We start from the raw sequence: 24,822 nt of genomic DNA, 5'->3' as shown, positions 1-24,822 counted from the left end.
TTTCTGCCAAGTAGCTGTCTATTCCTACACTTTAGCTATCCCTAAAATAATTGGTCACAATATAAATGACTGCCAGAATCACCCCCCAGATCACCCCCAGTAAATGTGCTTCTACCAGCACTGGACTACCAATGAGTTGGGCTGTTCCGGAATTACCAATGGTATTTTCCCAGACCAGTTTGGCCAAGATGAGAAACAGCACCAGCGCCGCAAATCCACGTTCCCGCTTATACTGCAAATGCACACAGGCTACTGCTACATAAGCCCCGTGTAATACTCCTGACAACCCTGCATATGCTTCAATATTCGGCAAGAAAAAATAAAAACTCAGACTGATCAAAGGTGACAAGATCAGTAAAATGGCGGAAAAATGCCAGATATTAACGCGTGGAAAAATAAAAGGAAGACAGATAAACGCAAGAATATTAAGGAAATAATGGGTCCAACCTACATGAACCCAGTGTGCCGTCCAGAGTCGCCAGAATTCACCAAGCAGACTCTCTCGCCAATAAATGAAATCGTCCTTGAAAATTTGCAGACAAGCACAAAGAGAGACAAAAGCCGCTAGAAAAATAATTTTTTGTCGAAAATGTTGCTCTAGCATCGGCCTATTGCCCTCCTTGCTTCTCTAGTTTTGACTTCACTCCTGAAGCTTATATGGTGCTGCTTACAAATCCGCGCTGAACAGCTCATCGAGTTCGGAAGAGCTGTCTGACTCATCCCAGAAACGTTGCATGCCATCATCGCCACTGCGTACACCGGTATTTTCTGTCCAATAGCGATCAGATATACCGCTGACCATAATTGCAGCCATACTGTCAATCAGCTTGAATTGTGGATTGACTGGCTTGTCTTCAGTACGGGCCTGAGCAAAAGTTTTAAGGGCATCGCGGACTTTGGCATCATCACCACTAGCCTGTGCGGCTACGGCATACAAGGCATGAGATAAACGTACACCTTTTTGCTCACCAATTTGTGTAGATTGTTTTAAGGTTTGGTAAGGGTCAGGTTTACCGTCCCCGGCGCCTGGCAACAAGGTCCAGATCACCGCACGAGTGGCATTCGGTGCACCCCAGAATTTCGCGTTATCCAGACAAACCATGCCTCGCTCGACCACGGCAGCAATATCTTTCGGTACATGCACTGCACCACCCGAGTTAATATCATTGGTCATGGCCTGCAAGCCACTGAGCATGCCCAGCAGATAAACGGTTTGCTCGATGTCACTGTTCATGCGCGGGCATTCTTCACCCAAGGCTTTTTGATATTTCTTTTCATAACGGCTTTGAAACAGCTGATAACCGGTATACTGACGCTGTGCTGCCAGTGCCGCCCAGCGCTTCTGCTCGATCCGGGCATCCTGGGCTTCTGCTACCTGATTAGTTTTTGAAGCACGTAAATAGCGCAACTCGGCTTCAAGTGCTTTTTGTTCAGCACAAATACCGGCAGCTGAATACATCAGTACAGCCACCCGGGTTGGATCTGCTCCCATTTCTTTGGTTGCCATAATGGCCGGCGTTAAAGAATTTCCTGAATTGCACACCATTTCAGCATCATCCATCGCTAAAATCGGTGGGACGATATGATTTTCGGTGAAACCCAGTGCCACATTGGCACCAGTTTTAATAACCTGAGAACATCCCGTCAAAACTGTAGTTGTTATTGCAATAGTCGCCATACCTTGGCATATTTTACGGACGCCTGACATTTTCCTGTCCTCTATAATTGTGATTATGTCCATCTTTCTGCTAAAGATATCAGAAGCATTTTGTGAATAAAAGAGTATTTACTCTAATTTAGACCAGACACTTTGCCATTAAATGACCACGCTGCAATTGACTGTATTTAGGAGAATACCAAATTTTGGGCAAAAAAAAGTAGCATTGCGACGGTTCAGCACATGCTACTTATTAACTGTACAAACAGAGAAGTGGTTTAAACCCTGCTTGATTAAGATGAAAATTTATCCTTCAGCACCGTCCCGATTCGTCCAATTACCAGGGCCAAAACAATCGCTGCAATCAGAAAAATCCACACTGGAAATTCCATCAGGGTCTCCCGTATTTGCTGTTGGTAGGCTCAATGTACAGGCTAAAAATAAAACACAGGGGATAAATTGTCAGACAATTCATCTAAGTCATGAATTAACCTTGATTTTTGTCTGACAACAAAAAGCCCGCAATAATCTAAGTATTTGTTTATTTTAAATTTTAATAAAATAATTAAAAAACATTTGTCTTACAATTAAATTAATTTAGTCAATACTTTTAAAGCTTTCCATTGCTTGAGTGGCAATTGATCACACCAGATCAGTAAAGGCCGAGCCTTGGCATGCTGGAAATACACCACAATATATGCCTGGTGATCAATGACATGACTAATAGACACCCGATGGGTTGGCATTGCTTTGGCAGTCAATGACCATTCACGGCCATCCAGATATTCAAACTGTTCAATTTGTGGCGTCTTGCGGTAAAACAGATGGTACACCAGCAGTCCTGTGAGTGCGCACAGCAACCAGAGTGCAAACGGTAGTAACTGATAGAGCAAATACATTAACAGTGCAAAAATAAAAAGCTGAAACGCCAATGCACACAGACTGCGTTTCAGCTTGAAGCAGCGATTATCCATGAACGTAAAATTTAAGCTTCTTGATAAAATCTTTCAGTTCAGGACGCGGCGGCTCGGATACTTCCATAAACCAGTCCAGCAAATCCGGGTCTTCCTGCTCCACCAGCTCTGCAAACATCTGCTTTTCAAAAGGTTCAGCATTCAGATAGTAATTTTTGACGTAGGGATCAAAATAGACATCCAGTTCTTTTAAACCACGACGCGCACGGTAAATCACTTTGCGCTCTTCCAAGCTAATGTCATCAGTCATCGAATTTCCCCAATTCGTTATAAACCCGAATAGTTTACCTGAAGCATCAACTGAATTTCGAGGGATTTCATAGAAATGACCAAAAGCATCAGCAGATTTAGCTGATTTGAACATTCCGCTCATTGCCGCTGTTCCCGGCTTGACCTAAGTTAAAGTAAACCGATCAAAATAAGGAATAACAAGATGCAATCTGCAGCCATTCGCCCGCTTACTCCCATGCTGCCCCGCCAACTTTTTACTGCCGAGCATGAAGTTTTTCGCGAAACGGTACGCAAGTTTTATGAAAAGGAAGTTATTCCATATACCGAGCGTTTTGAAGATCAGCAACATGTAGATCGAGAGCTATGGAATAAAGCTGGTGAGCTTGGTTTACTCTGTGCGACCATGCCTGAAGAATATGGCGGCTCTGGTGTAGATCGGCTGTATAGCATGATCTTGATTGAAGAACAGGCCTATGCCGGAGACTCAGCCACCGGGTTTTCCCTGCATTCGGATATCGTCGCCAATTATCTGCTGAACTTTGGCAATGAAGCTCAAAAACAGCAATGGCTACCCCAAATGGCTTCCGGGGAAGTCGTCACCGCTATTGCGATGACCGAACCAGGCACGGGCTCTGACCTGCAAGCAGTGCGCACCTCGGCAGTACTGGATGGCGAAGACTATGTCATTAATGGTTCCAAGATCTTTATTACCAATGGCTATCTTTGCGATATGGCCATTGTGGTCTGTAAAACAGGTAATAGTGACAAAGGCTCGGCCAATCTCTCCTTGATGATGGTCGAAGCCGACCGGCCGGGATTTAGTAAAGGCAAGCCCTTAAATAAAATCGGTATGAAAGGCCAGGATACCTGCGAACTGTTTTTTGACAATGTTCGGGTTCCTAAAGAAAACCTGCTTGGTCTGGAAGGCATGGGCTTTATGATGCTGATGAAGGAACTGGCTTGGGAACGCCTGATTGTGGCGATTATCTGTCAGGCAGGTGCTGAAGCGGCTTTTGCCCACACAGTAAAATATACCAAGGAACGTCAGGCATTCGGCAAGAGCATCAGCCATTTCCAAAATACCCGTTTTAAACTGGCAGAACTGCGTACCGAGATCGATGTCTGCCGCGCTTATCTGGATCGCTGTATGCAGCTGCAACTCAAGCAGGAACTGGGTGTGGATGCCGCTGCTGCGGCCAAATACAAGATTTCAGAAATGTACAGCAAAGTCGTAGATGAATGTCTGCAACTGCATGGCGGCTATGGTTATATGCTGGAATATCCAATTGCCCGGGCTTATATCGATAACCGTGCCAACCGGATTTATGCGGGTACCAATGAAATCATGAAAGAACTCATCGCGCGCTCACTGTAAAACCGACGAATTAAAAAGGAGTCACTCAGGACTCCTTTTTCTGTACGCTAAAAATTCAAATTCAAGAAACTAGACGCGGCTTATGATTAAGTGCATTGCTCTTTTTCCTGAATTTCAGCACGCCATCTTCAAACGAAGCCTGTTTCAGTTCCTTACGGTCGGCGAGATAATTATTGCTGACTTTCCACGGAGCATGTTTACCCTGCTTTGGCATCACATTTGCTGCACGGGCAATATATCCCGATGTCAGACTGCCCATCACAGTATCATCCATCAGTTCTGTGGCATCGCCTGTTGCAATGACTTCATCAAAATGTTGTTGGTCCATATGGTTAAGCAAACGGCAAATATATTCTGCTGCAATGTCCACTTTAAGCGTCCAGGAAGCATTAATATAGCCAATAATCAGCGCCATATTCGGAAGGTCACTCACCATAACGCCTCTATACAGCATATGCTGCGAGGTATCGACAGGCTGACCATCCATCGTCGCCTGAATCCCGCCAAGAATTTGTATGTTCAGGCCAGTGGCAGAGACAATAATATCAGCATCCAGATGTTGACCCGATTTCAGCTGAATCCCGGTTTCGGTAAAAGTTTCTATCTGATCGGTTGTAACTGATGCCTGCCCTTCACGTAAGATTTTAAACAGGTCACCATCTGGCACTACACACAGACGCTGATCCCAAGGCTCATAATTCGGGGTAAAGTGTTTCATGTCCACTTTACCTTTCAGTTGAAATTTTACTGATTTAAGCAACAGCGTTTTTAACAATTTGGGTTGCTTTTGTGCCAGGGCATAAATTCCACGCTGCATACCAATGTTACGCGCCCGCGTCAGCTTATAAGCCAGATCTTCAGGCAGATATTTACGCATTTTTGAATATATAAAATCGACAGAAGGCACAGAGGCAATATAAGTCGGTGAACGCTGCAACATGGTCACATGACCTGCTCCACCTTTAGCCATGGCAGGCACCAAAGTAATCGCAGTGGCACCACTGCCAATGATGACCACTTTTTTGCCCTTATAGTTTAAATTTTCCGGCCAGTGCTGCGGATGAATGAATTCCCCCTTGAATGCCTGCTGATTTGGAAACTCCGGCTGGAAACCTTGGTCATAATTATAATAACCGGTACAACCTAGTACGAAGTTAGCGATCCAGATCTGCTTCTTGCCCTGCGCATCCAAAATCTCTACTGACCATTTGCAGGTGGCAGAATCATAATTGGCACTCAGCACCCGATGCTGGAAATGGATTTTTGGCTGAAGTTTAAACTCTTCTACCACTTCAGAGAGATAGCCTTTGATGGACGCTCCATCGGCAAGCACACTTTCCTTCTGCCAAGGCTTGAAATTAAAACCAAAAGTTGACATGTCAGAATCGGAACGGATACCCGGATATTTAAACAGATCCCAAGTTCCGCCAATACTCTCACGACGTTCAATAATATCAAAAGAGCGTTGTGGACAATGTTTAGAAAGATGCACTGCCAGACCAATCCCCGAGATCCCCGCACCCACAATTAAAATATCTACCTGCTTTTCCATATTGTTCTTTTACCTAAGCGATGCTATCGGTTTTAATTAAATCACAAAACTGACAATACACAATGTCAAGTTGATTAAAAAGCCACTATTTTTTTATCTTTTGAGGCCAAATCAATTATGCAGGATGTATAGGTAAACCAAATTCAGATTTATTCAAATAAAGTTTTCAGGCATTAAAAAAGGCCGGTTTATTCAACCGACCTTTTTGAACAACTTACGTTATTCTTCACGAAATTAGTTAACTTCGCGATCTACTAGCTCAACGTAAGCCATCGGTGCAGCATCACCTGCACGGAAGCCCGCTTTAAGAACACGTAGATAACCGCCGTTACGCTCTTTGTAACGAGGGCCAAGAACGGTAAATAATTTACCAACAGTTGCTGCTGAACGAGTACGAGCAAACGCCAAACGACGGTTTGCTACTGTATCGTTTTTAGCTAAAGTGATTAAAGGCTCAGCTACACGACGTAACTCTTTTGCTTTAGGCACAGTTGTTTTGATCAACTCGTGCTCGAACAAAGAGTTAGCCATATTTTGGAACATCGCTTTACGATGACTGCTTGTACGGCCTAATTTCACACCACTATTACGATGACGCATGGTGATAGTCCTACTTAATTAACGGCTACGATAGGCGAAACGATCGTCCATACGGAGACTAGCCGGTGGCCAGTTCTCTAAACGCATGCCGAGTTGTAAGCCTTTAGAAGCCAGAACATCTTTGATCTCAGTAAGCGATTTTTTACCCAAGTTAGGAGTTTTAAGCAACTCAACTTCGGTACGCTGTACAAGATCACCAATGTAGTAAATGTTTTCTGCTTTCAAACAGTTAGCAGAACGAACAGTTAGCTCTAGATCATCTACTGGGCGAAGCAAGATTGGGTCAACTTCTTCACGAGGTTCTTGAGCCACAGGTGCTTGATCTTTCTGAAGGTCAACAAAGATTGCAATTTGTTGTTGCAAGATTGTTGCCGCTTTGCGGATTGCTTCTTCAGGATCAACAGTACCATTGGTTTCAAGATCAATGATCAGTTTATCAAGGTCAGTACGTTGTTCCACACGCGCGTTTTCCACGGTATATGAAACACGTTTGATTGGGCTGTAAGAAGCATCTAACTGCAAGCGACCCACTGGGCGAGTTTCGCCTTCTGGGAAGCGTGAATCAGAAGTTTCGTAGCCACGGCCTTGAGCCACTTTCAGGCGCATTTTTAATGAGCCTGAGGCACTTAAAGTACCGATCAAATGTTCAGGGTTAACCACTTCAACATTATGAGGTAAACGAAGGTCAGCCGCAGTTACGTCGCCTGCACCTTGTTTCTCTAATGTTAAATAAGCTTCATTTTGATCGAACAGCTTAATCGACAATCCTTTTAGGTTCAGCAAGAGCTCGACGATGTCCTGCTGCAAGCCTTCCAAAGTACTGTACTCGTGCTCGACCCCTTCAATCTCAACTTCTACCACAGCTGCGCCAGGTAGAGAAGAAAGAAGAATGCGACGTAAAGCATTACCAAGAGTATGACCAAAGCCACGCTCTAATGGTTCTAGAATAACTTTTGCCGAGGTCCCGCTTGCCGCTTCGACCTTGATCGCTTGCGGAGTTAGAAACTCATTTGCAGTACGCGTCATATTGCTTCCTCAAGGATTATTTAGAATACAATTCTACAATCAAGCTTTCGTTGATTTCAGCAGGTAAATCAGAACGATCCGGTGCAGATTTGAACGTACCTTCTAATTTAGAATGGTCAATTTCCATCCAAGAAGGCAAGCCACGTTGAGTCGCCAATTCAATTGCGTTTTTAATACGTAATTGTTGTTTAGCGCCTTCGTGAACTGCGATCACATCACCCGCTTTAACTTGGATAGACGCAATGTTAACACGACGGCCATTCAAAGTGATGCTACGGTGAGATACTAACTGACGAGCTTCTGCACGAGTAGAACCGAAACCCATACGATAAACGACGTTATCAAGACGGCTTTCAAGTAGCTTCAACAGGTTTTCACCAGTTGCGCCTTTAACACGAGCAGCTTCTTTATAGTAGTTACTAAATTGACGCTCTAAAACACCGTACATGCGACGTACTTTTTGTTTTTCGCGTAATTGTAGTGAGTACTCAGATTGTTTACCACCACGAGCCCCGCCGTGCTGGCCAGGAGCTTTCGCATGTTTTTTAGTCTTAACATCAAACGGTTTAACGCCTGATTTAAGTTGCAGGTCTGTCCCTTCGCGACGAGAGAGTTTGCATTTTGGACCAATATAACGAGCCATGAATGTTTCTCCTTACACGCGACGTTTTTTAGGTGGACGGCAACCGTTGTGAGGAATTGGAGTCACATCGGTAATGCTATTAATTTTATAACCCACTGCACCTAAAGCACGAACCGCAGATTCACGACCAGGACCAGGACCTTTTACAAGGACGTCCAAGTTTTTCAAACCGTAATCTAAAGCAGCTTTACCAGCAACTTCAGCAGCTACCTGAGCAGCAAACGGAGTTGATTTACGTGATCCACGGAAGCCTTGTCCACCTGAAGTGGCCCAAGCCAGTGCATTACCTTGACGATCGGTAATAGTCACAATGGTGTTATTAAAAGAAGCGTGAATGTGTGCGACACCTTCAGAGACGGTACGAGTGACCTTCTTGCGTGCGCGAGTATCTTTAGCCATCTTTTAGCTTCCAGAAATCTTATTTCTTAATAGGTTTGCGCGGACCTTTACGGGTACGTGCGTTAGTTTTGGTGCGTTGACCGCGGACAGGCAAGCTGCGACGATGACGAAGACCGCGGTAGCAGCCTAAATCCATTAAACGTTTAATGTTCATGGAAATTTCGCGACGTAAATCACCTTCGGTCGGAACCTTAGCAACTTCTGCACGAATCGCATCAAGCTGAGCGTCATCTAATTCACGGATCTTAGTAGTTGGAGCAATACCAGCAGCAGCTAAGATAGCTTTTGAAGTATGGCGGCCAATACCAAAGATATACGTTAGAGAGATAACAGCATGCTTGTTATCCGGAATGTTTACACCGGCAATACGAGCCATTCAATTTTCTCCAAAAAGGCAGTAGATAATCAACCGCCCCACAAAAATCTTGAGGGGCGGATAATAACCTAATTCGCCTACAGAAATCAACAGGTCTTAATCAGATTAACCTTGACGCTGCTTATGACGAGGTTCTGCGCTACAAATTACGCGGATAACCCCATTACGACGGATAACTTTACAGCTACCACAAATTTTTTTAACAGAAGCTTGTACTTTCATGATGAAACCTCAAGTGCGCTTATCCCTTAGGATGAGCAGTCGTTTTTCTCATTAACGTTTGATTATCGTACTGGTGCAAAGTGAGATGTGATTGCAGCTGAGCCATAAAGTCCATCACCACTACCACAACAATCAGCAAAGAAGTACCACCCAAATAGAATGGAATACCAAATGAACTTTGCAATATCATCGGCATCAAACAAATGACGGTGATATAAATCGCGCCAATAAACGTCAAACGATTGAGAATATGATCTAAGTAACGAGCAGTTTGCTCACCTGGACGTATACCAGGCACGTAAGCTCCGCTGCGTTTCAAGTTCTCTGACACTTCTTTAGGACTAAATACCAGTGCTGTATAGAAGTAACAGAAAAAGATAATTAACGCACCAAAGAGCACCAAATACAACGGCTGACCAGGCGACAACACCAATGCCAAATCTTGCAGGCTACGTTTAATAAATCCAGCATTTGGATCTGCACTGCCCACCCATTGACCTAAGCTCGCAGGGAACAAAAGCAATGAACTGGCAAAAATTGCCGGAATCACACCCGCCATATTAATTTTTAATGGCAAATGTGTCTGCTGTGCAGTAAATACACGACGACCCTGTTGTTTTTGAGCATAGTTCACCGGAATGCGACGTTGCGCTTTCTCGATAAATACGATCGCTGCCAAGACACCTAAAGACAGTAAACCAAAAATTACCAAGCCGATTAGGCTGGTCTGGCCATTATCTACAGATGACAATGATTGCATAATCAGATTAGGCAATCCGGCAACAATACCCGCAAAGATGATCATGGAAATACCATTTCCCACCCCACGTTCGGTAATCTGCTCACCTAACCACATCAAGAACATGGTCCCGGCAACCAGTGAGGTTACTGCAGGAACATAAAAAGCCAAACCAGTATTCAGGGTAATTCCCTGACTGATGAGGCCCGCACACATACCTATTGCCTGTACCAGCGCCAAGAATAAGGTGCCTTGTCGTGTGTATTGATTAATTTTACGTTTGCCTTGCTCGCCTTCTTTCTTTAAAGCTTCCAGCGAAGGAACCACCGTTGACATCAGCTGCACAATAATCGATGCAGAAATGTAAGGCATGATCCCCAAAGCAAGAATCGACATTCGTTCTAATGCCCCTCCAGAAAACATGTTAAACAAACCCAGGATCGTACCTGAGTTTGCATTAAACAAGTTTTCCAACGCAGCATTATTGATGCCTGGTACTGGAATATGCGCTCCTAGTCGAAACACCAACAACGCACCAATGAGAAACATCATTCGACGAATAATTTCACGGTATTTCACATGAAATGGTTGGCCTTTCATCATGTTGACATGACCTGAAGAACTAGGAGTCATAGACACTGGGGATTACTCCTCGACTTTGCCGCCAGCAGCTTCAACAGCAGCTTTAGCGCCTTTAGTCAATGCAACACCTTGAATAGTGAATGCACGAGTAATTTCACCAGAAAGTACGATACGAGCACGAGTCATGTCTTTACGTACAACGTTCGCAGCTTTTAAAGTTTCTAGAGACACGATGTCGCCTTCAACTTTAGCAAGCTCAGATAAACGTACTTCAGCAGTTTTCAAAGCCAATTGGCTAGTGAAGCCGAATTTAGGCAAACGACGATAAAGTGCTGTTTGACCGCCTTCGAAACCTGGACGAGTACCACCGCTCTTACGTGAGTTTTGACCCTTGACACCACGGCCACCGGTCTTACCAACGCCAGAACCGATACCACGGCCTAGACGAAGGTTGTCACGTTTAGCACCTTCTGCAGGTGCAATTGTATTTAAACGCAGAGTCATGGCTTATTCCTCTACACTAACCATATAGTAGACTTGGTTGATCATACCACGGTTAGAAGGTGTGTCTAACACTTCTACAGTATGACCAATACGACGCAGACCTAAACCTTGCAGGCTAAGCTTGTGATTTTTCAAGCGGTGCGATGCAGATTTAGTCTGGGTAACTTTAATCGTTTTCATGATTGATTACCCTTGAATTTGTTCTACTGAAAGACCACGTTTCGCAGCAACCTTTTCAGGAGTAGTCATATCACGCAAACCATTGAAAGTTGCGTTTACTACGTTAGCAGCGTTAGTAGAACCACGGCATTTAGTCAACACGTTACGTACGCCTACAGCTTCTAGAACTGCACGCATAGCGCCACCAGCAATTACACCTGTACCTTCAGAGGCAGGCTGCATGAATACGCGACTAGCGCCGTGACGTGCATGAATTGGATGCTGTAACGTACCATCAACAAGGTCAACAGTAATCATATTGCGACGAGCAGCTTCAAGTGCTTTAGAGATAGCAGCTGGAACTTCACGTGCTTTACCACGACCAAAACCTACGCGACCATTACCATCACCCACAACAGTTAATGCTGTGAAAGAGAAGATACGACCACCCTTAACAACTTTGGCTACACGATCAACGGCAACCAGCTTTTCAACAAGACCTTCGTTTTGTTCAACTTTAGCCATGATTAGAACTCCAAGCCGTTTTCACGAGCAGCATCAGCCAAGGCTTTGATACGACCATGATATTTAAAACCAGAACGGTCAAATGCAACTTTAGTAACACCAGCTGCTTTAGCGCGTTCTGCGATTAAAGCACCTACTTTTTGAGCTGCTTCAACGTTACCAGTTGTACCCGCACGTAGAGTAGCGTCTAAAGTAGAAGCTTGCGCTAATACTTTGCCGCCATCTGCAGAGATAACTTGAGCATAGATGTGACGCGGAGTGCGGTTTACACACAAACGAGTCGCACCCAATGCACGGATGTGCAAGCGTGTGCTTTTCGCACGACGCAAACGGGATTGTTTCTTTTCGTTCATAAGAACCTCGCGCCTTATTTCTTCTTAGCTTCTTTACGAAGTACAACTTCGTCAGAATAACGAACACCTTTGCCTTTATATGGCTCTGGTGGACGGTAACCACGGATATCTGCAGCAACCTGTCCTAAAGCTGCTTTATCAGCAGATTTAAGAATGATTTCAGTTGCAGTTGGAGTTTCAGCAGTTACACCTGCAGGAAGTGCATAATCGATCGGGTGAGAGAAACCAAGGTTAAGATGAACAACGTCACCTTTAACCGCAGCTTTATAACCAACACCGATAAGCTGTAACTTACGTTCGAAACCTTCGCTCACACCTTTTACAAGGTTGTTAAGCACAGCGCGAGCAGTACCAGCTTGCATCCAAGCGTCTTTCGACTCTTCTACTGGAGCAATAGCTAATGTACCGTCTTCCTGTTTAAGCTCGACCAGCGCATGCAGGTTGAAAGACAATGTACCTTTAGTGCCTTTCACTTCGACCTGCCGGCCGTTCTGAGTAACTGTTACACCGTTAGGTACAGTTACTGGGGCTTTAGCCACACGAGACATGAGGAATCACCTATTAAGAAACAAAAGCAATAACTTCACCACCAACGCCTGCAGCACGTGCAGCGCGATCAGTCATGATGCCTTTGCTTGTAGAAACAATTGCAATACCTAAACCTTGCTTAACGCTTGGAAGTGCATCTTTACCGCGATACTGACGTAGACCTGGACGGCTTACGCGTTTCACAGTTTCAATAACTGGTTTGCCTTCGAAATACTTTAAAGTCAAAGTAAGAGTTGGTTTGCCTTCAGCATCCGCAACTTCTACGTTTGAAATATAACCTTCTTGTTGAAGTAAGTTAGCAATTGCTACTTTCAACTTAGAATTAGGCATAGAAACAGATTGTTTCTTCGCCATTTGTGCGTTACGAACACGTGTTAGCATGTCGGCAACGGTATCTTGCATACTCATCTATAGTGCTCCTTACCAGCTTGCCTTAACAACGCCAGGTACATCACCTTGCATTACTGTTTCACGTAATTTGTTACGGCTTAAACCGAACTTACGGAAGTAACCATGAGGACGACCAGTTAAACCACAACGGTTACGTAGACGTACTGGAGATGCATTACGTGGTAATGCTTGTAATTTCATCATCGCTTCGAAACGTTCTTCGTCTGATGCATTTACGTTTGCAATAACAGCTTTTAATTCAGCACGTTTTGCAGCGTATTTAGCAACAGTAGCTTCGCGTTTCAATTCGCGATTAATCATACCTTTCTTAGCCATATCGACCTCTTATTTGAACGGGAAGCCGAATGCACGCATAAGCGCACGGCCTTCGTCATCGGTGCGAGCAGTCGTAGTAATGGTAATATCCATACCACGAATACGATCAATCTTGTCAAAATCGATTTCAGGGAACATGATTTGTTCCTTAAGACCCATTGAGTAGTTACCACGACCGTCGAATGATTTCGCAGAGAAACCACGGAAGTCACGAATACGAGGGATCGCAATCGAGATCAAACGGTCCAAGAATTCGTACATGCGTTCGCCGCGTAAAGTAACTTTACAACCGATCGGCCAACCATCACGGATTTTAAAACCAGCGATTGATTTACGAGCTAACGTAAGTACTGGTTTTTGACCAGCGATAGCTTGCATATCTGAAAGAGCACCATCAAGGAGTTTTTTGTCAGCAGCAGCCGCGCCAACACCCATGTTGATCGTGATTTTAGTGATGCGAGGAATCTCCATCACATTCTTAACGCCCAATACCTCTTGTAACTGAGCTTTAAGTTCGTCATTGTAACGTGTTTTAAGTCTGGCCATGGCCTATATCAACCTATTACTTCGCTACCGCCACTGATTCACCATTTGATTTGAATACGCGAGTTTTCACGCCATCAATCACTTGGTAACCAACACGGTCAGCCTTTTGGGTTGTAGCATTAAAAACTGCCACGTTTGAAATATGAAGCGAAGCTTCCTGAGTTACAACGCTACCTTCAGCGCCTGTAGCACGGTTCGGCTTCTGATGCTTCTTCACCAAGTTAAGGCCTTCAACCTTAACACGGTCATTAGAAACAGACAGAACAGTACCCTGTTTGCCTTTTTCTTTACCTGCGATCACAATTACTTGATCGCCTTTTTTAATCTTAGCCATGATCGCCTCTTATAGAACTTCAGGAGCCAATGAAATAATTTTCATGAACTGTTCAGTACGAAGTTCACGAGTCACTGGTCCGAAAATACGAGTTGCAATCGGCGCTTTGTTGTTGTTCAAAATAACAGCAGCGTTATCGTCGAAACGAATCACTGAACCGTCTGCACGACGGATACCGAATTTTGTACGAACCACAACCGCATTCATCACGTCACCTTTTTTAACACGTGCGCGTGGAATTGCTTCTTTTACAGTAACTTTAATAATGTCGCCAACAGAAGCATAACGACGATGCGAGCCACCAAGTACTTTAATACATTGTACGCGGCGTGCACCACTGTTGTCTGCTACGTCGAGCATAGTTTCGGTCTGAATCATTGCCCTACTCCAAAACCGAGCAACACCGGTCGAAATTTCGAAAGGCTCAAAGAGTACTCGAAATTGACCGATGATGCAACAAGAACGTTAATTACTCAGCAGCTGCTTCAACAACTTCAACTAGAGTCCAAGACTTAGTTTTAGAAATTGGGCGGCTTTCTTTAATGGTTACAACATCACCAGCTTTCGCTGTGTTGTTCTCATCATGAGCATGTAATTTTGTTGAACGGCGGATTAATTTGCCATACAACGGGTGTTGAACTTGGCGTTCAATAAGCACAACGATAGATTTATCCATCTTGTCGCTTACAACTTTGCCAGTTAACGTGCGGACTGTTTTATCACTCATTGTCCGTTCCCCTGTTTTTCGGTAAGGAGGGTCTTAATACGAGCAATAGTCTGACGAGTAAGTGCAACTTCATGCGATTTACCCAATTGACCAGTTGCTTTCGCCATACGAAGACGGAATTGGTTAAGCTGTTGCTCATCAAGCAAAGCTGTCAACTCTTCTACCGACTTTTCACGTAGATCTTTAGTTTTCATTACATTACCGTCCGAGTCACGATAGCGGTTTTAAACGGAAGCTTAGCTGCTGCAAGCGTAAACGCTTCGCGAGCCAGTTCTTCGTTAACACCATCAATTTCGTACAAGACTTTACCTGGTTTGATTTGGCAAACCCAATATTCCACAGAACCTTTACCTTTACCCATACGCACTTCAAGAGGCTTAGAAGTAATCGGCTTGTCCGGGAATACACGGATAAAGATCTTACCACCACGCTTAATACGACGGCTAATTGTACGACGCGCTGCTTCAATTTGACGCGCAGTCATTTGACCACGTTCAACTGATTTAAGTGCAATAGTACCGAAAGATACTGTGCTACCGCGGTGTGCTAGACCAGTGTTACGGCCTTTCTGCACTTTACGGAATTTAGTACGCTTAGGTTGCAACATGGATTATTCTCCTTTTTCAGCAGAACGATCATTGCGACGACCACGACGCTCTTGACCTTCACCACGACCACGACCGCGTTTAGCTGGACGTTCTTCTGCTGGAGCTGGGTTCATGACTTGTTTCATGCCGCCCAAGATCTCACCACGGAAGATCCAAACTTTAACACCGATCGTACCGTAAGTAGTCTCAGCACGCATAGTCGCATAGTCGATATCTGCACGAAGCGTATGTAGAGGTACACGACCTTCACGATACCACTCAGTACGAGCAATCTCAGCACCACCTAAACGGCCTGAAACTTCTACTTTGATACCTTTAGCACCAGCACGCATGGTGTTTTGTACCGCACGCTTCATAGCACGACGGAACATTACACGTTTTTCCAATTGAGAAGCGATAGCTTCAGCAACTAGACGCGCGTCTAAGTCTGGACGATCAATTTCATTGATACTTACTTGCGCAGGAACACCCATGATAGATGTCAATTCGCGTTGTAGTTTCTCAATATCTTCGCCTTTTTTACCGATCACGATACCAGGACGCGCAGTGCTAATAGTTACTTTAGCAGCGCCTGTAGGGCGTTCGATAAGAATATTGCTGATCATCGCGTTTTTAAGTTTTTTAGTTAAAAACTCACGAACTTGAAGATCTTTAAGCAAGTATTCAGCGTATTGTTTCGGATTCGCATACCAGTTAGCGTTATGACGTTTCACAACACCTAGGCGGATACCGATTGGATGAACCTTCTGACCCATATCAAACCCCTACCTTAACGGTGATGTGACAAGTACGCTTAGTAATACGATCTGCACGGCCTTTAGCACGTGGCATAATACGTTTCAGGCTCATGCCTTCATCAACGTAGATCGTAGAAACTTTAAGATCGTCTACATCTAAACTGTTATTGTGTTCAGCGTTTGCAATTGCAGATTCCAACGCTTTCTTAACTAGAACTGCAGCTTTTTTGTTGCTGAAGTTAAGAATGTTAAGAGCGTGCGCAACAGATTTGCCGCGGATAAGATCTGCAACCAAACGAGCTTTTTGTGCCGAGATAGCGGCACCGCGTAATTTAGCAGTTACTTCCATCATAGCACCCATTAACGTTTAGATTTCTTGTCAACACCGTGACCGCGATAGGTACGAGTTGGTGCAAATTCACCAAGCTTGTGACCAACCATGTGTTCAGAAATGATCACAGGAACGTGGTTACGGCCATTGTGTACAGAAATTGTTAAACCAACAAAATCCGGTAGGATCATCGAACGACGCGACCAAGTTTTGATCGGCTTACGGTTATTAGCCGCGATAGCCGCTTCAACCTTAGCGAACAAGTGCGCATCGACGAATGGGCCTTTTTTCAGAGAACGAGGCATTGTCAGATTCCTTTACTTGTTACTTAACGCGACGGTCGCGAATAATCATCTTAGTCGTACGCTTATTGGTACGTGTTTTGTACCCTTTAGCTTTTTGACCCCATGGGCTTACAGGTTGAATACCTTTATTACGCCCTTCACCACCACCATGTGGATGGTCAACTGGGTTCATCGCCATACCACGAACGGTAGGACGAACACCACGCCAGCGTGATGCACCAGCTTTACCTAGTGAACGAAGGTTGCTTTCTGAGTTAGATACTTCACCTAACACAGCACGGCATTCAACGTGAATTTTACGCATCTCGCCTGAACGTAGACGAACGATAGCGTAAGAACCGTCACGACCCAACAGCTGAACTGAAGTACCAGCTGAACGAGCTAACTGCGCGCCTTTACCGATTTTAAGTTCGATGTTGTGAAGAGTAGAACCGATTGGCATGTTGCGAAGCGGCAAGCAATTACCTGGACGAATTGGAGCATCGTTACCAGACTGTACTTTATCGCCAGCGCGAAGGCCTTTAGGAGCGATGATATAGCGACGCTCACCGTCAGCATACAATACAAGTGCAATGTGTGCAGTACGGTTAGGATCGTATTCGATACGCTCTACAGTTGCAGGAATACCATCTTTGTTACGTTTAAAGTCAACTAGACGGTAGTGCTGCTTGTGACCGCCACCAACGTGACGAGTCGTGATGTGACCGTTGTTGTTACGGCCGCCAGTACGTTTTTTAGCTTCTACCAACGGAGCGTATGGTGCGCCTTTGTGAAGGTGATTATGAACCACTTTCTCTACAAAGCGACGTCCTGGAGACGTTGGCTTACATTTTTGAATAGGCATAATTCTCGTCCTTATTCCGCTGTGCTTTCAGCGGTATCGCCCAAGTCAGCCATTTCTACATCTTGGCCAGCTTTCAGGGTGACGTATGCTTTTTTAACATCAGAACGACGTCCTAATGTTTTACCAAAGCGTTTAGACTTACCTTTAGTGATAGTCGTATTAACTTTAACAACTTCCACACCAAAGAGTTGTTCCACTGCTTTTTTGATTTCAAGCTTGTTTGCATTTAATGCAACTTTAAACACTTGAACACCAGCAGTTTCACCTAAAACTTGTGCTTTTTCTGAGAATACAGGTCCTTGCAGGACTTGATAGATACGTTCGTTGTTCATCCGAGTTCTACCTCAATTTTCTTAGCAGCAGCTACAGACATAACAACTTTGTCGAACGCAATCAAGCTAACCGGATCGATTGCAGCAGCATCAACCACATCAACGTGTGGAAGGTTACGTGCAGCAAGATACAGGTTCTCATCAACAGCATCAGTAACGATCAATGCGCGAGTCGCATTCAAGTCGTTAAGTTTTGCAAGCAATTCTTTAGTTTTTGGAGCTGCAACAGCAAACTCTTCAACTAAAACTAGGCGATCTTGACGAACAAGCTCAGCCAGGATGCATTGCATAGCACCGCGGTACATTTTACGGTTTACTTTTTGAGACCAGTCTTGTGGACGAGCAGCAAAAGTTTTACCACCGCCAACCCAGATTGGGCTACGAATAGAACCAGCACGAGCGCGGCCAGTACCTTTTTGACGGAATGGTTTTTTACCACCGCCAGAAACGTCTGCACGTGATTTTTGAGCTTTAGAACCTTGACGACCACCAGCTAAGTAAGCTGTAACAACTTGGTGTACAAGAGCTTCATTAAATTCACGACCGAACGCAACTTCTGATAATTCAACAGCAGAGCCGGAAACAGTATTTAAATTCACGTTATTTCCCCTCAGGCCTTGATAGTAGGACGAACAGTTACGTCGCCACCAGTAGCACCAGGAACCGCGCCTTTAACAACAAGAACTGAACGCTCAGTGTCGATAGCAACGATTTCAAGACCCTGTGTAGTTACGCGTTCAGCACCTAAATGGCCAGCCATTTTTTTGCCTTTGAACACGCGACCAGGAGTCTGGTTTTGACCAGTAGAACCTAGAACACGGTGAGAAAGTGAGTTACCGTGAGTAGCGTCTTGAGTACGGAAGTTCCAACGCTTAACACCACCTTGGAAACCCTTACCTTTAGAAGTACCAGTTACGTCAACAACTTGACCAACCTGGAACATTTCAACGGTAAGCGTACCACCAACTTCACGACCTTCAAGCTCAGCTTCTGAAACACGGAATTCTTGTACCAGACGACCAGCAGCAACACCCGCTTTCGCGAAGTGACCTTTCTGAGCGTTAGTTACGCGAGATTCGCGACGTTCACCAGTAGTGATTTGAATCGCTTGATAACCATCAGTTTCAAGCGTTTTGATTTGAGTGATGCGGTTAGGATCAACCTCAATCACTGTAACAGGCACAGAAACACCAGCATCTGTAAAGATACGTGTCATACCGCACTTGCGACCGACTAAACCAATAGCCATGTGCATAAACCTCTAAAAAAGCGGCCTAATTAACTTAGAGTGTTAATTAACCCGAAAGCCTTAACCCAATGCGATCTGAACATCAACACCAGCTGCAAGATCTAACTTCATCAATGCATCTACAGTTTTGTCTGTAGGTTGAACGATGTCGATCAAACGCTTGTAAGTACGGATTTCGTACTGGTCACGCGCGTCTTTGTTTACATGTGGTGATGTTAAAACGTTAAAACGTTCAATACGTGTAGGCATTGGAATTGGACCACACACTTGTGCGCCAGTACGTTTTGCGGTTTCTACGATTTCTTGAGCTGATTGATCGATCAGACGATGATCAAAAGACTTAAGACGGATACGAATTCTCTGGTTAGACATACCAGTAAACTCCAAGCCAAATATATAAAGAATCACTCTTGACGCATCTCACCCCACTTTAATGTGGGCAAGTGTCAAGAGCAGTGAATTATCACTAAGGTCATGATCGATGCCACGACTGTAACGATAGTTAACTACTTTATTCGCAGTTAACCCCCTTCCTATTGAAGGGTCGCTTATTATAGCCATTGTTTATTGCATAAGCAAATCTCTTTTATGGTTTTATCCAAGTTTTAAATTGATGACTTAAATAATGGCTTATTGATTGAATATCAGGCAGTTTTTGCCAGAACATATTCTATCGCACGGTTTAATATATGATTTCCTTCAATAAATTTCTGTTTTGGGGTTTTTTTTAGCTCAACCAAGTTTTGTACATATCTTCCTGAAAATTGCCCCAGCTCTTCCTCATTTTCCAAAAACAATTCGAGTGTTTCGGGTGTAATTTCTGGATGAAACTGGAAACCCAATACATTTCTGCCCAGTTGATACATCTGATTACGACAGGCTTCATTTTCTGCCAGATGGATTGCACCTTTGGGCAGTTCAAAAGTTTCATTATGCCACTGTAGAATATTGAACTGCTCCGGCAAGCTAAAACACGATTCCGGCAGATTGACTACCCTCTGCACCGTGGTCCACCCCAATTCCTGCTCCGGATTGCGGCTAACGCCTGCACCCAGGGCATTTGCAATCAACTGCCCACCCAGGCACAGGCCAATTGCCGGTTTACCGTGTGAAAGATAGCGACGCAACCAGCGTTTTTCTATTTTTAACCAAGGGAAATTTGCTTCATCATTCACACTCATGGTCCCGCCCATAATGATCAGCAAATCCACCTCTTCTACCGCAGGCAATGCCTCGATCTCCAGAGGTGGGTCTACAGGTAAAGCAAAAAATTCAGTCGCGGTAATTTGCGCCTGATGCTGCTTCAAAAACTCATAACAACTACCGAAACCTTCACCAGCAATATGCTGAAAATAATGCACTTTTAAATGCGACTTCATGCTCCTCAACCTATTTTTTTAGCTATATGGCTTTAGCTTTTGCAAAAATGAAGCCAAGTTTTTTCTACCCCTGCTGTTTTTAAACAATTCATAACGTAACTGGCAGTGAGTCACAGATTCTCTTAAGCTAGAGTAATATTTGATTACATTTGAGCGCATTCACGTGAAACAAGACTCTCAAACTCGCCTGATTCATGCACCACGAAAGGCCCCTCAATTAATTTCAACCATCCAGCCTCCCCTCTATCGTGCATCGACCATAATTTTTAACAATACCGATGCCCTGTTTAATCGCCATTGGAGCGATGAGTATGATTATAGTTATGGCACGCATGGCACACCCACTACGTTTACTCTTGGCGACAATATCGCCCAACTCGAAGGTGGCTTGTATCATCTGCTCGCACCGAGCGGTTTATCTGCGATTAATCTGGTGAATTCCTGTTTTTTAAGCCAGGGGGATGAGGTTTGGGTAGCTGACAACATCTATGGCCCAAACATGGAACATTTACGCAATCTGGAGAAGCGTTATGGAATTACGGTTAAAGTCTATAATCCGATAGAGATTGAAACTTTTCAGCCTACAGATAACGCCAAACTGATCTGGCTCGAGGCTGCCGGCTCAGTGACCCTGGAATTCCCAGATTTGACCGGTTTGGTGAAAAAGGCGCAGGCGCATAATATGGTGACTGCACTGGATAATACCTGGGGTGCAGGTCTGGCTTTTAATGCCTTTGATTTTGGTCATGAACATTTAAGTGTAGATATTACGGTACATGCACTGACCAAATATCCAAGCGGTGGTGGCGACATCCTGATGGGCTCAGTGGTCACACGAGATAAAGTCTTGCATAACCAACTGTTCCGTGCGCATGCCCTTCAAGGCATTAGTGTTTCTGGGGATGATGTGGCTCAGGTACAACGCAGTCTGGCGTCTATGCAACTGCGCTATGAACATCAGTCACAAAGTTGTCTCACTATTTTGGACTGGCTTAAACAGCAAACTGAGCTTATACAGGTATTGCATCCTGCTGATTCTGACAGCGCAGGCCATCCATACTGGAAAGAAATTTGCAGGCAAGCGCATAGTGCCGGTCTGGTCAGTGTAATCTTTGACAGCAAATACACAATACAGGATATCCGGAATTTCTGTGACAGTTTAAGCCTGTTCAAGCTTGGCTTTAGCTGGGGTGGTCCTGTCAGTCTGGTCATGTTATATAACTTAAATGACATGCGCGTGCTGCAACATTCCCACCTAAAAGACGGCTTACTGGTGCGATTCTGTATTGGTCTGGAACACCCGAAAGACTTGATTCAGGATATCCAGCACGCCTTGGAACAAATGAAAAAACTTAAACATGAATAATAGAAAGATCTATGGATAGATCAGCTGTTATTGCTAAAACTATTCCAGATAGGATACCGACGATGTTCTGTAATCATCATTTGCCCAGCGACCTGGCTTGATTGCAGGCACCACCGGTATCGTAAAGCTCCCGTGTTTAAAAGTATTGGCAGAGAGTTTTTTGAATTGGTGTACCCATGCCAGTGCCGATCTGGGATAGATCTGATGCAAAAAAACCACTCCATTCGCCTTCCGATTTCTGCAATGAGCTTGCTAATGCTGGCATCTAAACAACCCAACAAGCTGAAGAACATACAGCCAAGCAAGGTAGAGAAATAACTTTAGATATTATCGGCACGTTGACCACAAGTGCTGCCTATAGTCTGGACAGAAGAAGAACGAAACAGAAAATTATCCAAGGTTTACTTAACCCCCTTTTCAGGCGCACATAACCCTCTATTTTCCGATCATTATCACACTTCTTATGGAATATTTTTATATTCCATAATTTTTATAGGGTTTTATGGAGTGACACTATTGTAAAGCTTTTTTAAAAGATGTAATTTAAATACATCTTTTAAAAACAACTGCAGACAGCTCCCATGAATCCACAACATATTGAACTTGTACAAGCGACTGTTCCTGTTTTACGTGAAAACGGCGTAGCACTTACTACATATTTCTATAACCGCATGCTGAACAACCATCCTGAGTTGAAAAACACCTTCAACATGGATCATCAAAGTACCGGTCGTCAACCACGTGCCCTGGCTGCGGCAGTCTTGGCCTATGCCGAGAACATCACCAACCCGGGTGTTTTGGCCAAAGCCATCGAACGTATTACCACCAAACATGTCAGTCTGGATATTCAGCCAGATCAATATGCGATTGTCGGTGAAAATCTGTTACATTCGATCAGCGAAGTTTTAGATGTACCCATGGACTCCGAGCTGATTGCAGCCTGGAAAGAAGCATATATGCAACTGGCTGATATCCTGATTGGTGTAGAAAAATCCAAATATGCCACTCTAGCTTCTGAAAATGGTGGCTGGGCCGGCTGGCGCGAATTTGAAGTGGCAGCAGTCAATGATACGGATGCAGGTAAAATCTTTACACTCAAAGCTAAAGATGGTGCAGCGATTGCAAGTGCGGACGCAGGTGAACATATTTCAGTACGAGTACAGGTGCCTGAACAGAACATTCGCCAGCCACAGCAGTTCAGCTTTGATCAGGCTCAAAGTGGACAATATCAGATTACTGTGAAAGCTGAAGAAAACCCAACCGCGTTTTCAGTGGCACAAACACTGATTGACCATTATCAGGTGGGTGATATCGTCGAAGTGTCTGCCCCGCTCAAGCTTTAATGTCAAAAACGGTTTAGACTAACATCAGATCCTGATTAAAAGCTCCATTCGTGGAGCTTTTAGCATTCAATTCTTTCATTTTCTAGCTGTTGAACTTATGCAACTCAATAAATTCACTGACTATGCGCTTCGAATCCTGATGTATGTCGCACAGCCACGTGACTTCCCCTATACCATTGCAGAACTAGCCGAGCGCCTACAGGTTTCGCAAAACCATGCCATGAAAATCGTGCACTTTATGGCAAAACAGGACTGGCTGATTACTACCCGTGGTAAAGGGGGTGGCATACGTTTAAATCCAGCCAGCCTGAACCTTCAGCTAGGACAGATTGTGCGGATTCTGCAACACGACAGCAATGTAGTGGAATGCAATAATCCCCCCTGCGTATTACGTCCAACTTGCGGTTTGAAAGGTATTTTAGATACTGCAGTCGATCAGTTTTATCACAGTCTGGATCAATATACGCTTCAAGATGTTGTTCTACCCAAAGATGCACGCTTTAGTTCAAAGTCCCCGATCGGCCTGATTAATCTTTAAAGTCTTTCAGTTCACATCTTATGAGTTATTCTTGCGGCAATGTTCGCTTGCCTGTGCGACTTCCTTTATAATGCTTCTTTGTAGATCATTTATTGAAGTTGAGTTATGCACCACAGCAGAGGAAAATCCAAAAACAGTAAGACAGCTCATGCGCCTAAGCAAAAGATCAGCTACGAGAAAAAAGTTGATTCTGCCATTACTGAATATGCTGTGCGCTCACTCAACTGGCTACGTAAAGCCGAATTTTTAATGAGTGCGCCCAAACTTAGTCTTTGTGTAGAAGATACTGGCTATGAAATTGCTTTTGCTGGTCGCTCGAATGCAGGGAAATCCAGTGCGATTAATGCCCTGACCAACCAGAAACAGTTGGCACGCGCATCCAAAAAACCTGGCCGCACCCAGATGATCAATTTTTTTAGCCTGGGCAATCCAGATCAGCGTCTGGTCGACTTACCCGGTTATGGTTATGCAGCTGTACCTGAAAAAATGAAACTGGTCTGGCAAAAAGAACTGGAAAATTACCTGATTCATCGCCAGAGTTTACAAGGCCTGGTGCTGCTGATGGACATTCGCCATCCACTGCAACACTTCGATGTGATGATGCTGGAATGGGCCTATTCCCGCCAGTTGTTCGTACATGTCTTGTTAACCAAGTCAGATAAACTGAATCGTGGTCCTGCGTCCAAAGCCTTGCAGGAAGTCAAAGCGGCATTGAAAAAGATGAAGCTGGATTTCTCGATTCAACTGTTCTCATCAATGAATAAACAGGGTCTGGAAGAACTGGCCAGCGTCATGGGTGGCCGTTTGAACTTTACTTTAGATCAAGCCTCTCAATATGATCTGGACAGCATTCCGGAAGCATCAATCCATGATTTCAATGAATCGGATGAACCCCTTGAAGAACTCGAGCTTAGTGAATCTGATTTGGAGCATGTTGCTGAAGTATCGATGCATGCTTTAAATGAAGCTGAAGAGCCGCTTGAACTGCTTG

The 24,822-nt window shown here is 44.4% G+C and carries 37 protein-coding genes and 2 pseudogenes; 5 read left to right on the top strand and 34 right to left on the bottom strand.

The annotated features are described in order from the left end of the window. Positions 1 to 31: 31 nt before the first annotated feature. The 4 genes from rrtA to AY607_RS09605 all read right to left on the bottom strand — a co-directional run bounded on the left by rrtA (position 32) and on the right by AY607_RS09605 (position 2,881). On the bottom strand, positions 32 to 604 hold the full coding sequence (rrtA, locus tag AY607_RS09620; RefSeq protein WP_064094511.1) for a rhombosortase: 573 nt from the start codon (positions 602 to 604) through the stop codon (positions 32 to 34). Between the two features lie 63 nt (positions 605 to 667). Next, a complete protein-coding gene (locus tag AY607_RS09615; RefSeq protein WP_064094512.1) occupies positions 668 to 1,708 on the bottom strand; it encodes a hypothetical protein in 1,041 nt (346 codons plus the stop codon). Positions 1,709 to 2,244: 536 nt separating this feature from the next. Beyond that, positions 2,245 to 2,631 carry a hypothetical protein gene (locus tag AY607_RS09610; RefSeq protein ID WP_064102408.1) on the bottom strand — a complete coding sequence of 129 codons (387 nt, stop codon included), beginning with the start codon at positions 2,629 to 2,631 and terminating at the stop codon, positions 2,245 to 2,247. Then, on the bottom strand, positions 2,624 to 2,881 hold the full coding sequence (locus tag AY607_RS09605; protein WP_004645065.1) for a succinate dehydrogenase assembly factor 2: 258 nt from the start codon (positions 2,879 to 2,881) through the stop codon (positions 2,624 to 2,626). Before AY607_RS09605 ends, AY607_RS09610 begins: the two co-directional genes overlap by 8 nt. Positions 2,882 to 3,064: 183 nt before the next feature. On the opposite strand from AY607_RS09605, the gene AY607_RS09600 reads away from it, so the two are divergent. Further along, entirely contained in the window at positions 3,065 to 4,237 is a 1,173-nt protein-coding gene (locus tag AY607_RS09600; protein ID WP_064102407.1) for an acyl-CoA dehydrogenase family protein, read from the top strand. Positions 4,238 to 4,298: 61 nt separating this feature from the next. On the opposite strand, the gene AY607_RS09595 is transcribed toward AY607_RS09600, so the two are convergent. The 30 genes and pseudogenes from AY607_RS09595 to AY607_RS09455 form a co-directional block, all read right to left on the bottom strand. Beyond that, on the bottom strand, positions 4,299 to 5,789 hold the full coding sequence (locus tag AY607_RS09595; protein ID WP_064094515.1) for a flavin-containing monooxygenase: 1,491 nt from the start codon (positions 5,787 to 5,789) through the stop codon (positions 4,299 to 4,301). A gap of 234 nt (positions 5,790 to 6,023) precedes the next feature. After that, positions 6,024 to 6,389 (bottom strand): 50S ribosomal protein L17, encoded by a 366-nt coding sequence (rplQ, locus tag AY607_RS09590; protein ID WP_004281488.1) that lies wholly within the window; start codon positions 6,387 to 6,389, stop codon positions 6,024 to 6,026. Between the two features lie 18 nt (positions 6,390 to 6,407). Beyond that, positions 6,408 to 7,415 carry a DNA-directed RNA polymerase subunit alpha gene (locus AY607_RS09585; protein WP_004281489.1) on the bottom strand — a complete coding sequence of 336 codons (1,008 nt, stop codon included), beginning with the start codon at positions 7,413 to 7,415 and terminating at the stop codon, positions 6,408 to 6,410. A gap of 16 nt (positions 7,416 to 7,431) precedes the next feature. Further along, a complete protein-coding gene (gene rpsD / locus AY607_RS09580) occupies positions 7,432 to 8,058 on the bottom strand; it encodes a 30S ribosomal protein S4 (protein ID WP_064094516.1) in 627 nt (208 codons plus the stop codon). Between the two features lie 12 nt (positions 8,059 to 8,070). After that, positions 8,071 to 8,457 carry a 30S ribosomal protein S11 gene (gene rpsK, locus AY607_RS09575; protein ID WP_004281491.1) on the bottom strand — a complete coding sequence of 129 codons (387 nt, stop codon included), beginning with the start codon at positions 8,455 to 8,457 and terminating at the stop codon, positions 8,071 to 8,073. Positions 8,458 to 8,476: 19 nt separating this feature from the next. Next, positions 8,477 to 8,833, bottom strand: coding sequence for a 30S ribosomal protein S13 (gene rpsM, locus AY607_RS09570; RefSeq protein ID WP_004281492.1), 357 nt, complete (start codon positions 8,831 to 8,833; stop codon positions 8,477 to 8,479). A 105-nt stretch (positions 8,834 to 8,938) separates the two neighbouring features. Beyond that, entirely contained in the window at positions 8,939 to 9,055 is a 117-nt protein-coding gene (rpmJ, locus tag AY607_RS14865) for a 50S ribosomal protein L36 (RefSeq protein WP_000867907.1), read from the bottom strand. A gap of 19 nt (positions 9,056 to 9,074) precedes the next feature. Continuing rightward, positions 9,075 to 10,394 (bottom strand): preprotein translocase subunit SecY, encoded by a 1,320-nt coding sequence (gene secY, locus AY607_RS09565; RefSeq protein ID WP_171254898.1) that lies wholly within the window; start codon positions 10,392 to 10,394, stop codon positions 9,075 to 9,077. A 45-nt stretch (positions 10,395 to 10,439) separates the two neighbouring features. Further along, entirely contained in the window at positions 10,440 to 10,880 is a 441-nt protein-coding gene (gene rplO / locus AY607_RS09560; RefSeq protein WP_064094518.1) for a 50S ribosomal protein L15, read from the bottom strand. A gap of 3 nt (positions 10,881 to 10,883) precedes the next feature. Beyond that, positions 10,884 to 11,060, bottom strand: a complete 177-nt coding sequence (gene rpmD, locus AY607_RS09555) for a 50S ribosomal protein L30 (RefSeq protein WP_004281495.1) — start codon at positions 11,058 to 11,060, stop codon at positions 10,884 to 10,886. 6 nt (positions 11,061 to 11,066) lie between these two features. Then, complete coding sequence (gene rpsE / locus AY607_RS09550; protein WP_004281496.1) at positions 11,067 to 11,564, bottom strand: 30S ribosomal protein S5; 498 nt, start codon at positions 11,562 to 11,564, stop codon at positions 11,067 to 11,069. Between the two features lie 2 nt (positions 11,565 to 11,566). Further along, the gene (gene rplR / locus AY607_RS09545; protein ID WP_004281497.1) at positions 11,567 to 11,917 is read right to left on the bottom strand and encodes a 50S ribosomal protein L18; all 351 of its coding nucleotides are present in this window, start codon (positions 11,915 to 11,917) and stop codon (positions 11,567 to 11,569) included. Positions 11,918 to 11,931: 14 nt separating this feature from the next. Then, on the bottom strand, positions 11,932 to 12,465 hold the full coding sequence (gene rplF / locus AY607_RS09540; protein ID WP_064094519.1) for a 50S ribosomal protein L6: 534 nt from the start codon (positions 12,463 to 12,465) through the stop codon (positions 11,932 to 11,934). A gap of 13 nt (positions 12,466 to 12,478) precedes the next feature. Beyond that, positions 12,479 to 12,874, bottom strand: a complete 396-nt coding sequence (gene rpsH / locus AY607_RS09535; protein ID WP_064094520.1) for a 30S ribosomal protein S8 — start codon at positions 12,872 to 12,874, stop codon at positions 12,479 to 12,481. A gap of 12 nt (positions 12,875 to 12,886) precedes the next feature. Continuing rightward, positions 12,887 to 13,192 carry a 30S ribosomal protein S14 gene (rpsN, locus tag AY607_RS09530; protein WP_004732275.1) on the bottom strand — a complete coding sequence of 102 codons (306 nt, stop codon included), beginning with the start codon at positions 13,190 to 13,192 and terminating at the stop codon, positions 12,887 to 12,889. Between the two features lie 9 nt (positions 13,193 to 13,201). Further along, a complete protein-coding gene (gene rplE, locus AY607_RS09525; RefSeq protein ID WP_004645057.1) occupies positions 13,202 to 13,738 on the bottom strand; it encodes a 50S ribosomal protein L5 in 537 nt (178 codons plus the stop codon). Positions 13,739 to 13,754: 16 nt separating this feature from the next. Beyond that, positions 13,755 to 14,072, bottom strand: a complete 318-nt coding sequence (gene rplX / locus AY607_RS09520; RefSeq protein ID WP_004281502.1) for a 50S ribosomal protein L24 — start codon at positions 14,070 to 14,072, stop codon at positions 13,755 to 13,757. Between the two features lie 9 nt (positions 14,073 to 14,081). Beyond that, complete coding sequence (gene rplN / locus AY607_RS09515) at positions 14,082 to 14,450, bottom strand: 50S ribosomal protein L14 (protein WP_004281503.1); 369 nt, start codon at positions 14,448 to 14,450, stop codon at positions 14,082 to 14,084. A 91-nt stretch (positions 14,451 to 14,541) separates the two neighbouring features. Continuing rightward, the gene (gene rpsQ, locus AY607_RS09510) at positions 14,542 to 14,799 is read right to left on the bottom strand and encodes a 30S ribosomal protein S17 (RefSeq protein WP_004281504.1); all 258 of its coding nucleotides are present in this window, start codon (positions 14,797 to 14,799) and stop codon (positions 14,542 to 14,544) included. Next, on the bottom strand, positions 14,796 to 14,993 hold the full coding sequence (gene rpmC, locus AY607_RS09505; protein ID WP_004281505.1) for a 50S ribosomal protein L29: 198 nt from the start codon (positions 14,991 to 14,993) through the stop codon (positions 14,796 to 14,798). Before rpmC ends, rpsQ begins: the two co-directional genes overlap by 4 nt. Beyond that, positions 14,993 to 15,406: a 50S ribosomal protein L16 gene (gene rplP, locus AY607_RS09500; protein WP_004281506.1), complete on the bottom strand. Its 414-nt coding sequence runs from the start codon at positions 15,404 to 15,406 to the stop codon at positions 14,993 to 14,995. The genes rpmC and rplP overlap by 1 nt, the downstream gene beginning before the upstream one ends. Then, positions 15,346 to 16,162 (bottom strand): annotated as a pseudogene (gene rpsC, locus AY607_RS09495) (30S ribosomal protein S3). The gene rplP and the pseudogene rpsC overlap by 61 nt, the downstream one beginning before the upstream one ends. Position 16,163: 1 nt before the next feature. Next, positions 16,164 to 16,493 carry a 50S ribosomal protein L22 gene (rplV, locus tag AY607_RS09490; protein ID WP_001982638.1) on the bottom strand — a complete coding sequence of 110 codons (330 nt, stop codon included), beginning with the start codon at positions 16,491 to 16,493 and terminating at the stop codon, positions 16,164 to 16,166. An 11-nt stretch (positions 16,494 to 16,504) separates the two neighbouring features. Further along, positions 16,505 to 16,780 carry a 30S ribosomal protein S19 gene (gene rpsS / locus AY607_RS09485; RefSeq protein ID WP_004673001.1) on the bottom strand — a complete coding sequence of 92 codons (276 nt, stop codon included), beginning with the start codon at positions 16,778 to 16,780 and terminating at the stop codon, positions 16,505 to 16,507. Between the two features lie 19 nt (positions 16,781 to 16,799). Next, on the bottom strand, positions 16,800 to 17,624 hold the full coding sequence (gene rplB, locus AY607_RS09480; protein WP_064094522.1) for a 50S ribosomal protein L2: 825 nt from the start codon (positions 17,622 to 17,624) through the stop codon (positions 16,800 to 16,802). 11 nt (positions 17,625 to 17,635) lie between these two features. Then, entirely contained in the window at positions 17,636 to 17,956 is a 321-nt protein-coding gene (gene rplW / locus AY607_RS09475; protein ID WP_004281510.1) for a 50S ribosomal protein L23, read from the bottom strand. Then, a complete protein-coding gene (gene rplD, locus AY607_RS09470; protein WP_035265093.1) occupies positions 17,953 to 18,555 on the bottom strand; it encodes a 50S ribosomal protein L4 in 603 nt (200 codons plus the stop codon). Before rplD ends, rplW begins: the two co-directional genes overlap by 4 nt. A gap of 11 nt (positions 18,556 to 18,566) precedes the next feature. After that, positions 18,567 to 19,205 carry a 50S ribosomal protein L3 gene (gene rplC / locus AY607_RS09465; RefSeq protein WP_064094523.1) on the bottom strand — a complete coding sequence of 213 codons (639 nt, stop codon included), beginning with the start codon at positions 19,203 to 19,205 and terminating at the stop codon, positions 18,567 to 18,569. A gap of 60 nt (positions 19,206 to 19,265) precedes the next feature. Continuing rightward, entirely contained in the window at positions 19,266 to 19,577 is a 312-nt protein-coding gene (rpsJ, locus tag AY607_RS09460) for a 30S ribosomal protein S10 (protein WP_000070912.1), read from the bottom strand. A 272-nt stretch (positions 19,578 to 19,849) separates the two neighbouring features. Continuing rightward, the gene (locus AY607_RS09455) at positions 19,850 to 20,584 is read right to left on the bottom strand and encodes a type 1 glutamine amidotransferase (protein ID WP_064102406.1); all 735 of its coding nucleotides are present in this window, start codon (positions 20,582 to 20,584) and stop codon (positions 19,850 to 19,852) included. 163 nt (positions 20,585 to 20,747) lie between these two features. Here AY607_RS09455 and AY607_RS09450 point away from each other — a divergent pair, with 163 nt between their 5' ends. The 4 genes and pseudogenes from AY607_RS09450 to yihA form a co-directional block, all read left to right on the top strand. Next, entirely contained in the window at positions 20,748 to 21,950 is a 1,203-nt protein-coding gene (locus tag AY607_RS09450) for a PLP-dependent transferase (RefSeq protein WP_064102405.1), read from the top strand. Between the two features lie 581 nt (positions 21,951 to 22,531). Then, positions 22,532 to 23,293, top strand: a complete 762-nt coding sequence (locus AY607_RS09445; protein ID WP_064094526.1) for a globin domain-containing protein — start codon at positions 22,532 to 22,534, stop codon at positions 23,291 to 23,293. Between the two features lie 97 nt (positions 23,294 to 23,390). After that, positions 23,391 to 23,831 carry an RrF2 family transcriptional regulator gene (locus AY607_RS09440; RefSeq protein WP_064094527.1) on the top strand — a complete coding sequence of 147 codons (441 nt, stop codon included), beginning with the start codon at positions 23,391 to 23,393 and terminating at the stop codon, positions 23,829 to 23,831. 105 nt (positions 23,832 to 23,936) lie between these two features. After that, a pseudogene (gene yihA, locus AY607_RS09435) lies at positions 23,937 to 24,713 on the top strand (ribosome biogenesis GTP-binding protein YihA/YsxC); the annotation flags it as partial. Between the last annotated feature and the right edge of the window lie 109 nt (positions 24,714 to 24,822).

Origin of the sequence: Acinetobacter sp. SFA (genome assembly GCF_001647535.1) — a bacterium.
In the GTDB taxonomy this organism is placed as follows: Bacteria; Pseudomonadota; Gammaproteobacteria; order Pseudomonadales; family Moraxellaceae; genus Acinetobacter; species Acinetobacter pecorum.
Note: the sequence above shows the minus strand (reverse complement) of the source record. Positions and strands in the feature narration are given on the sequence as shown.

Bases quoted from the DNA above. Each gene is read 5' to 3' on its own strand.
- rpsH (WP_064094520.1), bottom strand. From the start codon at position 12,874: ATGAGTATGCAAGATACCGTTGCCGACATGCTAACACGTGTTCGTAAC.
- AY607_RS09440 (WP_064094527.1), top strand. From the start codon at position 23,391: ATGCAACTCAATAAATTCACTGACTATGCGCTTCGAATCCTGATGTAT.
- AY607_RS09595 (WP_064094515.1), bottom strand. From the start codon at position 5,789: ATGGAAAAGCAGGTAGATATTTTAATTGTGGGTGCGGGGATCTCGGGG.
- rplN (WP_004281503.1), bottom strand. From the start codon at position 14,450: ATGATTCAGACCGAAACTATGCTCGACGTAGCAGACAACAGTGGTGCA.
- rplW (WP_004281510.1), bottom strand. From the start codon at position 17,956: ATGAACAACGAACGTATCTATCAAGTCCTGCAAGGACCTGTATTCTCA.
- AY607_RS09605 (WP_004645065.1), bottom strand. From the start codon at position 2,881: ATGACTGATGACATTAGCTTGGAAGAGCGCAAAGTGATTTACCGTGCG.
- rplO (WP_064094518.1), bottom strand. From the start codon at position 10,880: ATGACTCTGCGTTTAAATACAATTGCACCTGCAGAAGGTGCTAAACGT.
- rpsE (WP_004281496.1), bottom strand. From the start codon at position 11,564: ATGGCTAAAGTTGAACAAAACGAAGGTCTTGTTGAAAAGCTGGTTGCC.
- rplE (WP_004645057.1), bottom strand. From the start codon at position 13,738: ATGGCCAGACTTAAAACACGTTACAATGACGAACTTAAAGCTCAGTTA.
- rpsD (WP_064094516.1), bottom strand. From the start codon at position 8,058: ATGGCTCGTTATATTGGTCCAAAATGCAAACTCTCTCGTCGCGAAGGG.
- rpsK (WP_004281491.1), bottom strand. From the start codon at position 8,457: ATGGCTAAAGATACTCGCGCACGCAAGAAGGTCACTCGTACCGTCTCT.
- rpsJ (WP_000070912.1), bottom strand. From the start codon at position 19,577: ATGTCTAACCAGAGAATTCGTATCCGTCTTAAGTCTTTTGATCATCGT.
- rpmJ (WP_000867907.1), bottom strand. From the start codon at position 9,055: ATGAAAGTACAAGCTTCTGTTAAAAAAATTTGTGGTAGCTGTAAAGTT.
- AY607_RS09615 (WP_064094512.1), bottom strand. From the start codon at position 1,708: ATGTCAGGCGTCCGTAAAATATGCCAAGGTATGGCGACTATTGCAATA.
- AY607_RS09445 (WP_064094526.1), top strand. From the start codon at position 22,532: ATGAATCCACAACATATTGAACTTGTACAAGCGACTGTTCCTGTTTTA.
- rplF (WP_064094519.1), bottom strand. From the start codon at position 12,465: ATGTCTCGTGTGGCTAAAGCCCCAGTAACTGTACCTAACGGTGTAACA.
- rplC (WP_064094523.1), bottom strand. From the start codon at position 19,205: ATGGCTATTGGTTTAGTCGGTCGCAAGTGCGGTATGACACGTATCTTT.
- rplR (WP_004281497.1), bottom strand. From the start codon at position 11,917: ATGAACGAAAAGAAACAATCCCGTTTGCGTCGTGCGAAAAGCACACGC.
- AY607_RS09455 (WP_064102406.1), bottom strand. From the start codon at position 20,584: ATGAAGTCGCATTTAAAAGTGCATTATTTTCAGCATATTGCTGGTGAA.
- rrtA (WP_064094511.1), bottom strand. From the start codon at position 604: ATGCTAGAGCAACATTTTCGACAAAAAATTATTTTTCTAGCGGCTTTT.
- rplV (WP_001982638.1), bottom strand. From the start codon at position 16,493: ATGGAAGTAACTGCTAAATTACGCGGTGCCGCTATCTCGGCACAAAAA.
- rpsM (WP_004281492.1), bottom strand. From the start codon at position 8,833: ATGGCTCGTATTGCCGGTGTAAACATTCCGGATAACAAGCATGCTGTT.
- rpsN (WP_004732275.1), bottom strand. From the start codon at position 13,192: ATGGCTAAGAAAGGTATGATTAATCGCGAATTGAAACGCGAAGCTACT.
- AY607_RS09600 (WP_064102407.1), top strand. From the start codon at position 3,065: ATGCAATCTGCAGCCATTCGCCCGCTTACTCCCATGCTGCCCCGCCAA.
- rpmD (WP_004281495.1), bottom strand. From the start codon at position 11,060: ATGAAAACGATTAAAGTTACCCAGACTAAATCTGCATCGCACCGCTTG.
- secY (WP_171254898.1), bottom strand. From the start codon at position 10,394: ATGAAAGGCCAACCATTTCATGTGAAATACCGTGAAATTATTCGTCGA.
- rplX (WP_004281502.1), bottom strand. From the start codon at position 14,072: ATGGCTAAGATTAAAAAAGGCGATCAAGTAATTGTGATCGCAGGTAAA.
- AY607_RS09585 (WP_004281489.1), bottom strand. From the start codon at position 7,415: ATGACGCGTACTGCAAATGAGTTTCTAACTCCGCAAGCGATCAAGGTC.
- rpsS (WP_004673001.1), bottom strand. From the start codon at position 16,780: ATGCCTCGTTCTCTGAAAAAAGGCCCATTCGTCGATGCGCACTTGTTC.
- rplB (WP_064094522.1), bottom strand. From the start codon at position 17,624: ATGCCTATTCAAAAATGTAAGCCAACGTCTCCAGGACGTCGCTTTGTA.
- AY607_RS09610 (WP_064102408.1), bottom strand. From the start codon at position 2,631: ATGGATAATCGCTGCTTCAAGCTGAAACGCAGTCTGTGTGCATTGGCG.
- rpmC (WP_004281505.1), bottom strand. From the start codon at position 14,993: ATGAAAACTAAAGATCTACGTGAAAAGTCGGTAGAAGAGTTGACAGCT.
- rplQ (WP_004281488.1), bottom strand. From the start codon at position 6,389: ATGCGTCATCGTAATAGTGGTGTGAAATTAGGCCGTACAAGCAGTCAT.
- rplP (WP_004281506.1), bottom strand. From the start codon at position 15,406: ATGTTGCAACCTAAGCGTACTAAATTCCGTAAAGTGCAGAAAGGCCGT.
- rpsQ (WP_004281504.1), bottom strand. From the start codon at position 14,799: ATGAGTGATAAAACAGTCCGCACGTTAACTGGCAAAGTTGTAAGCGAC.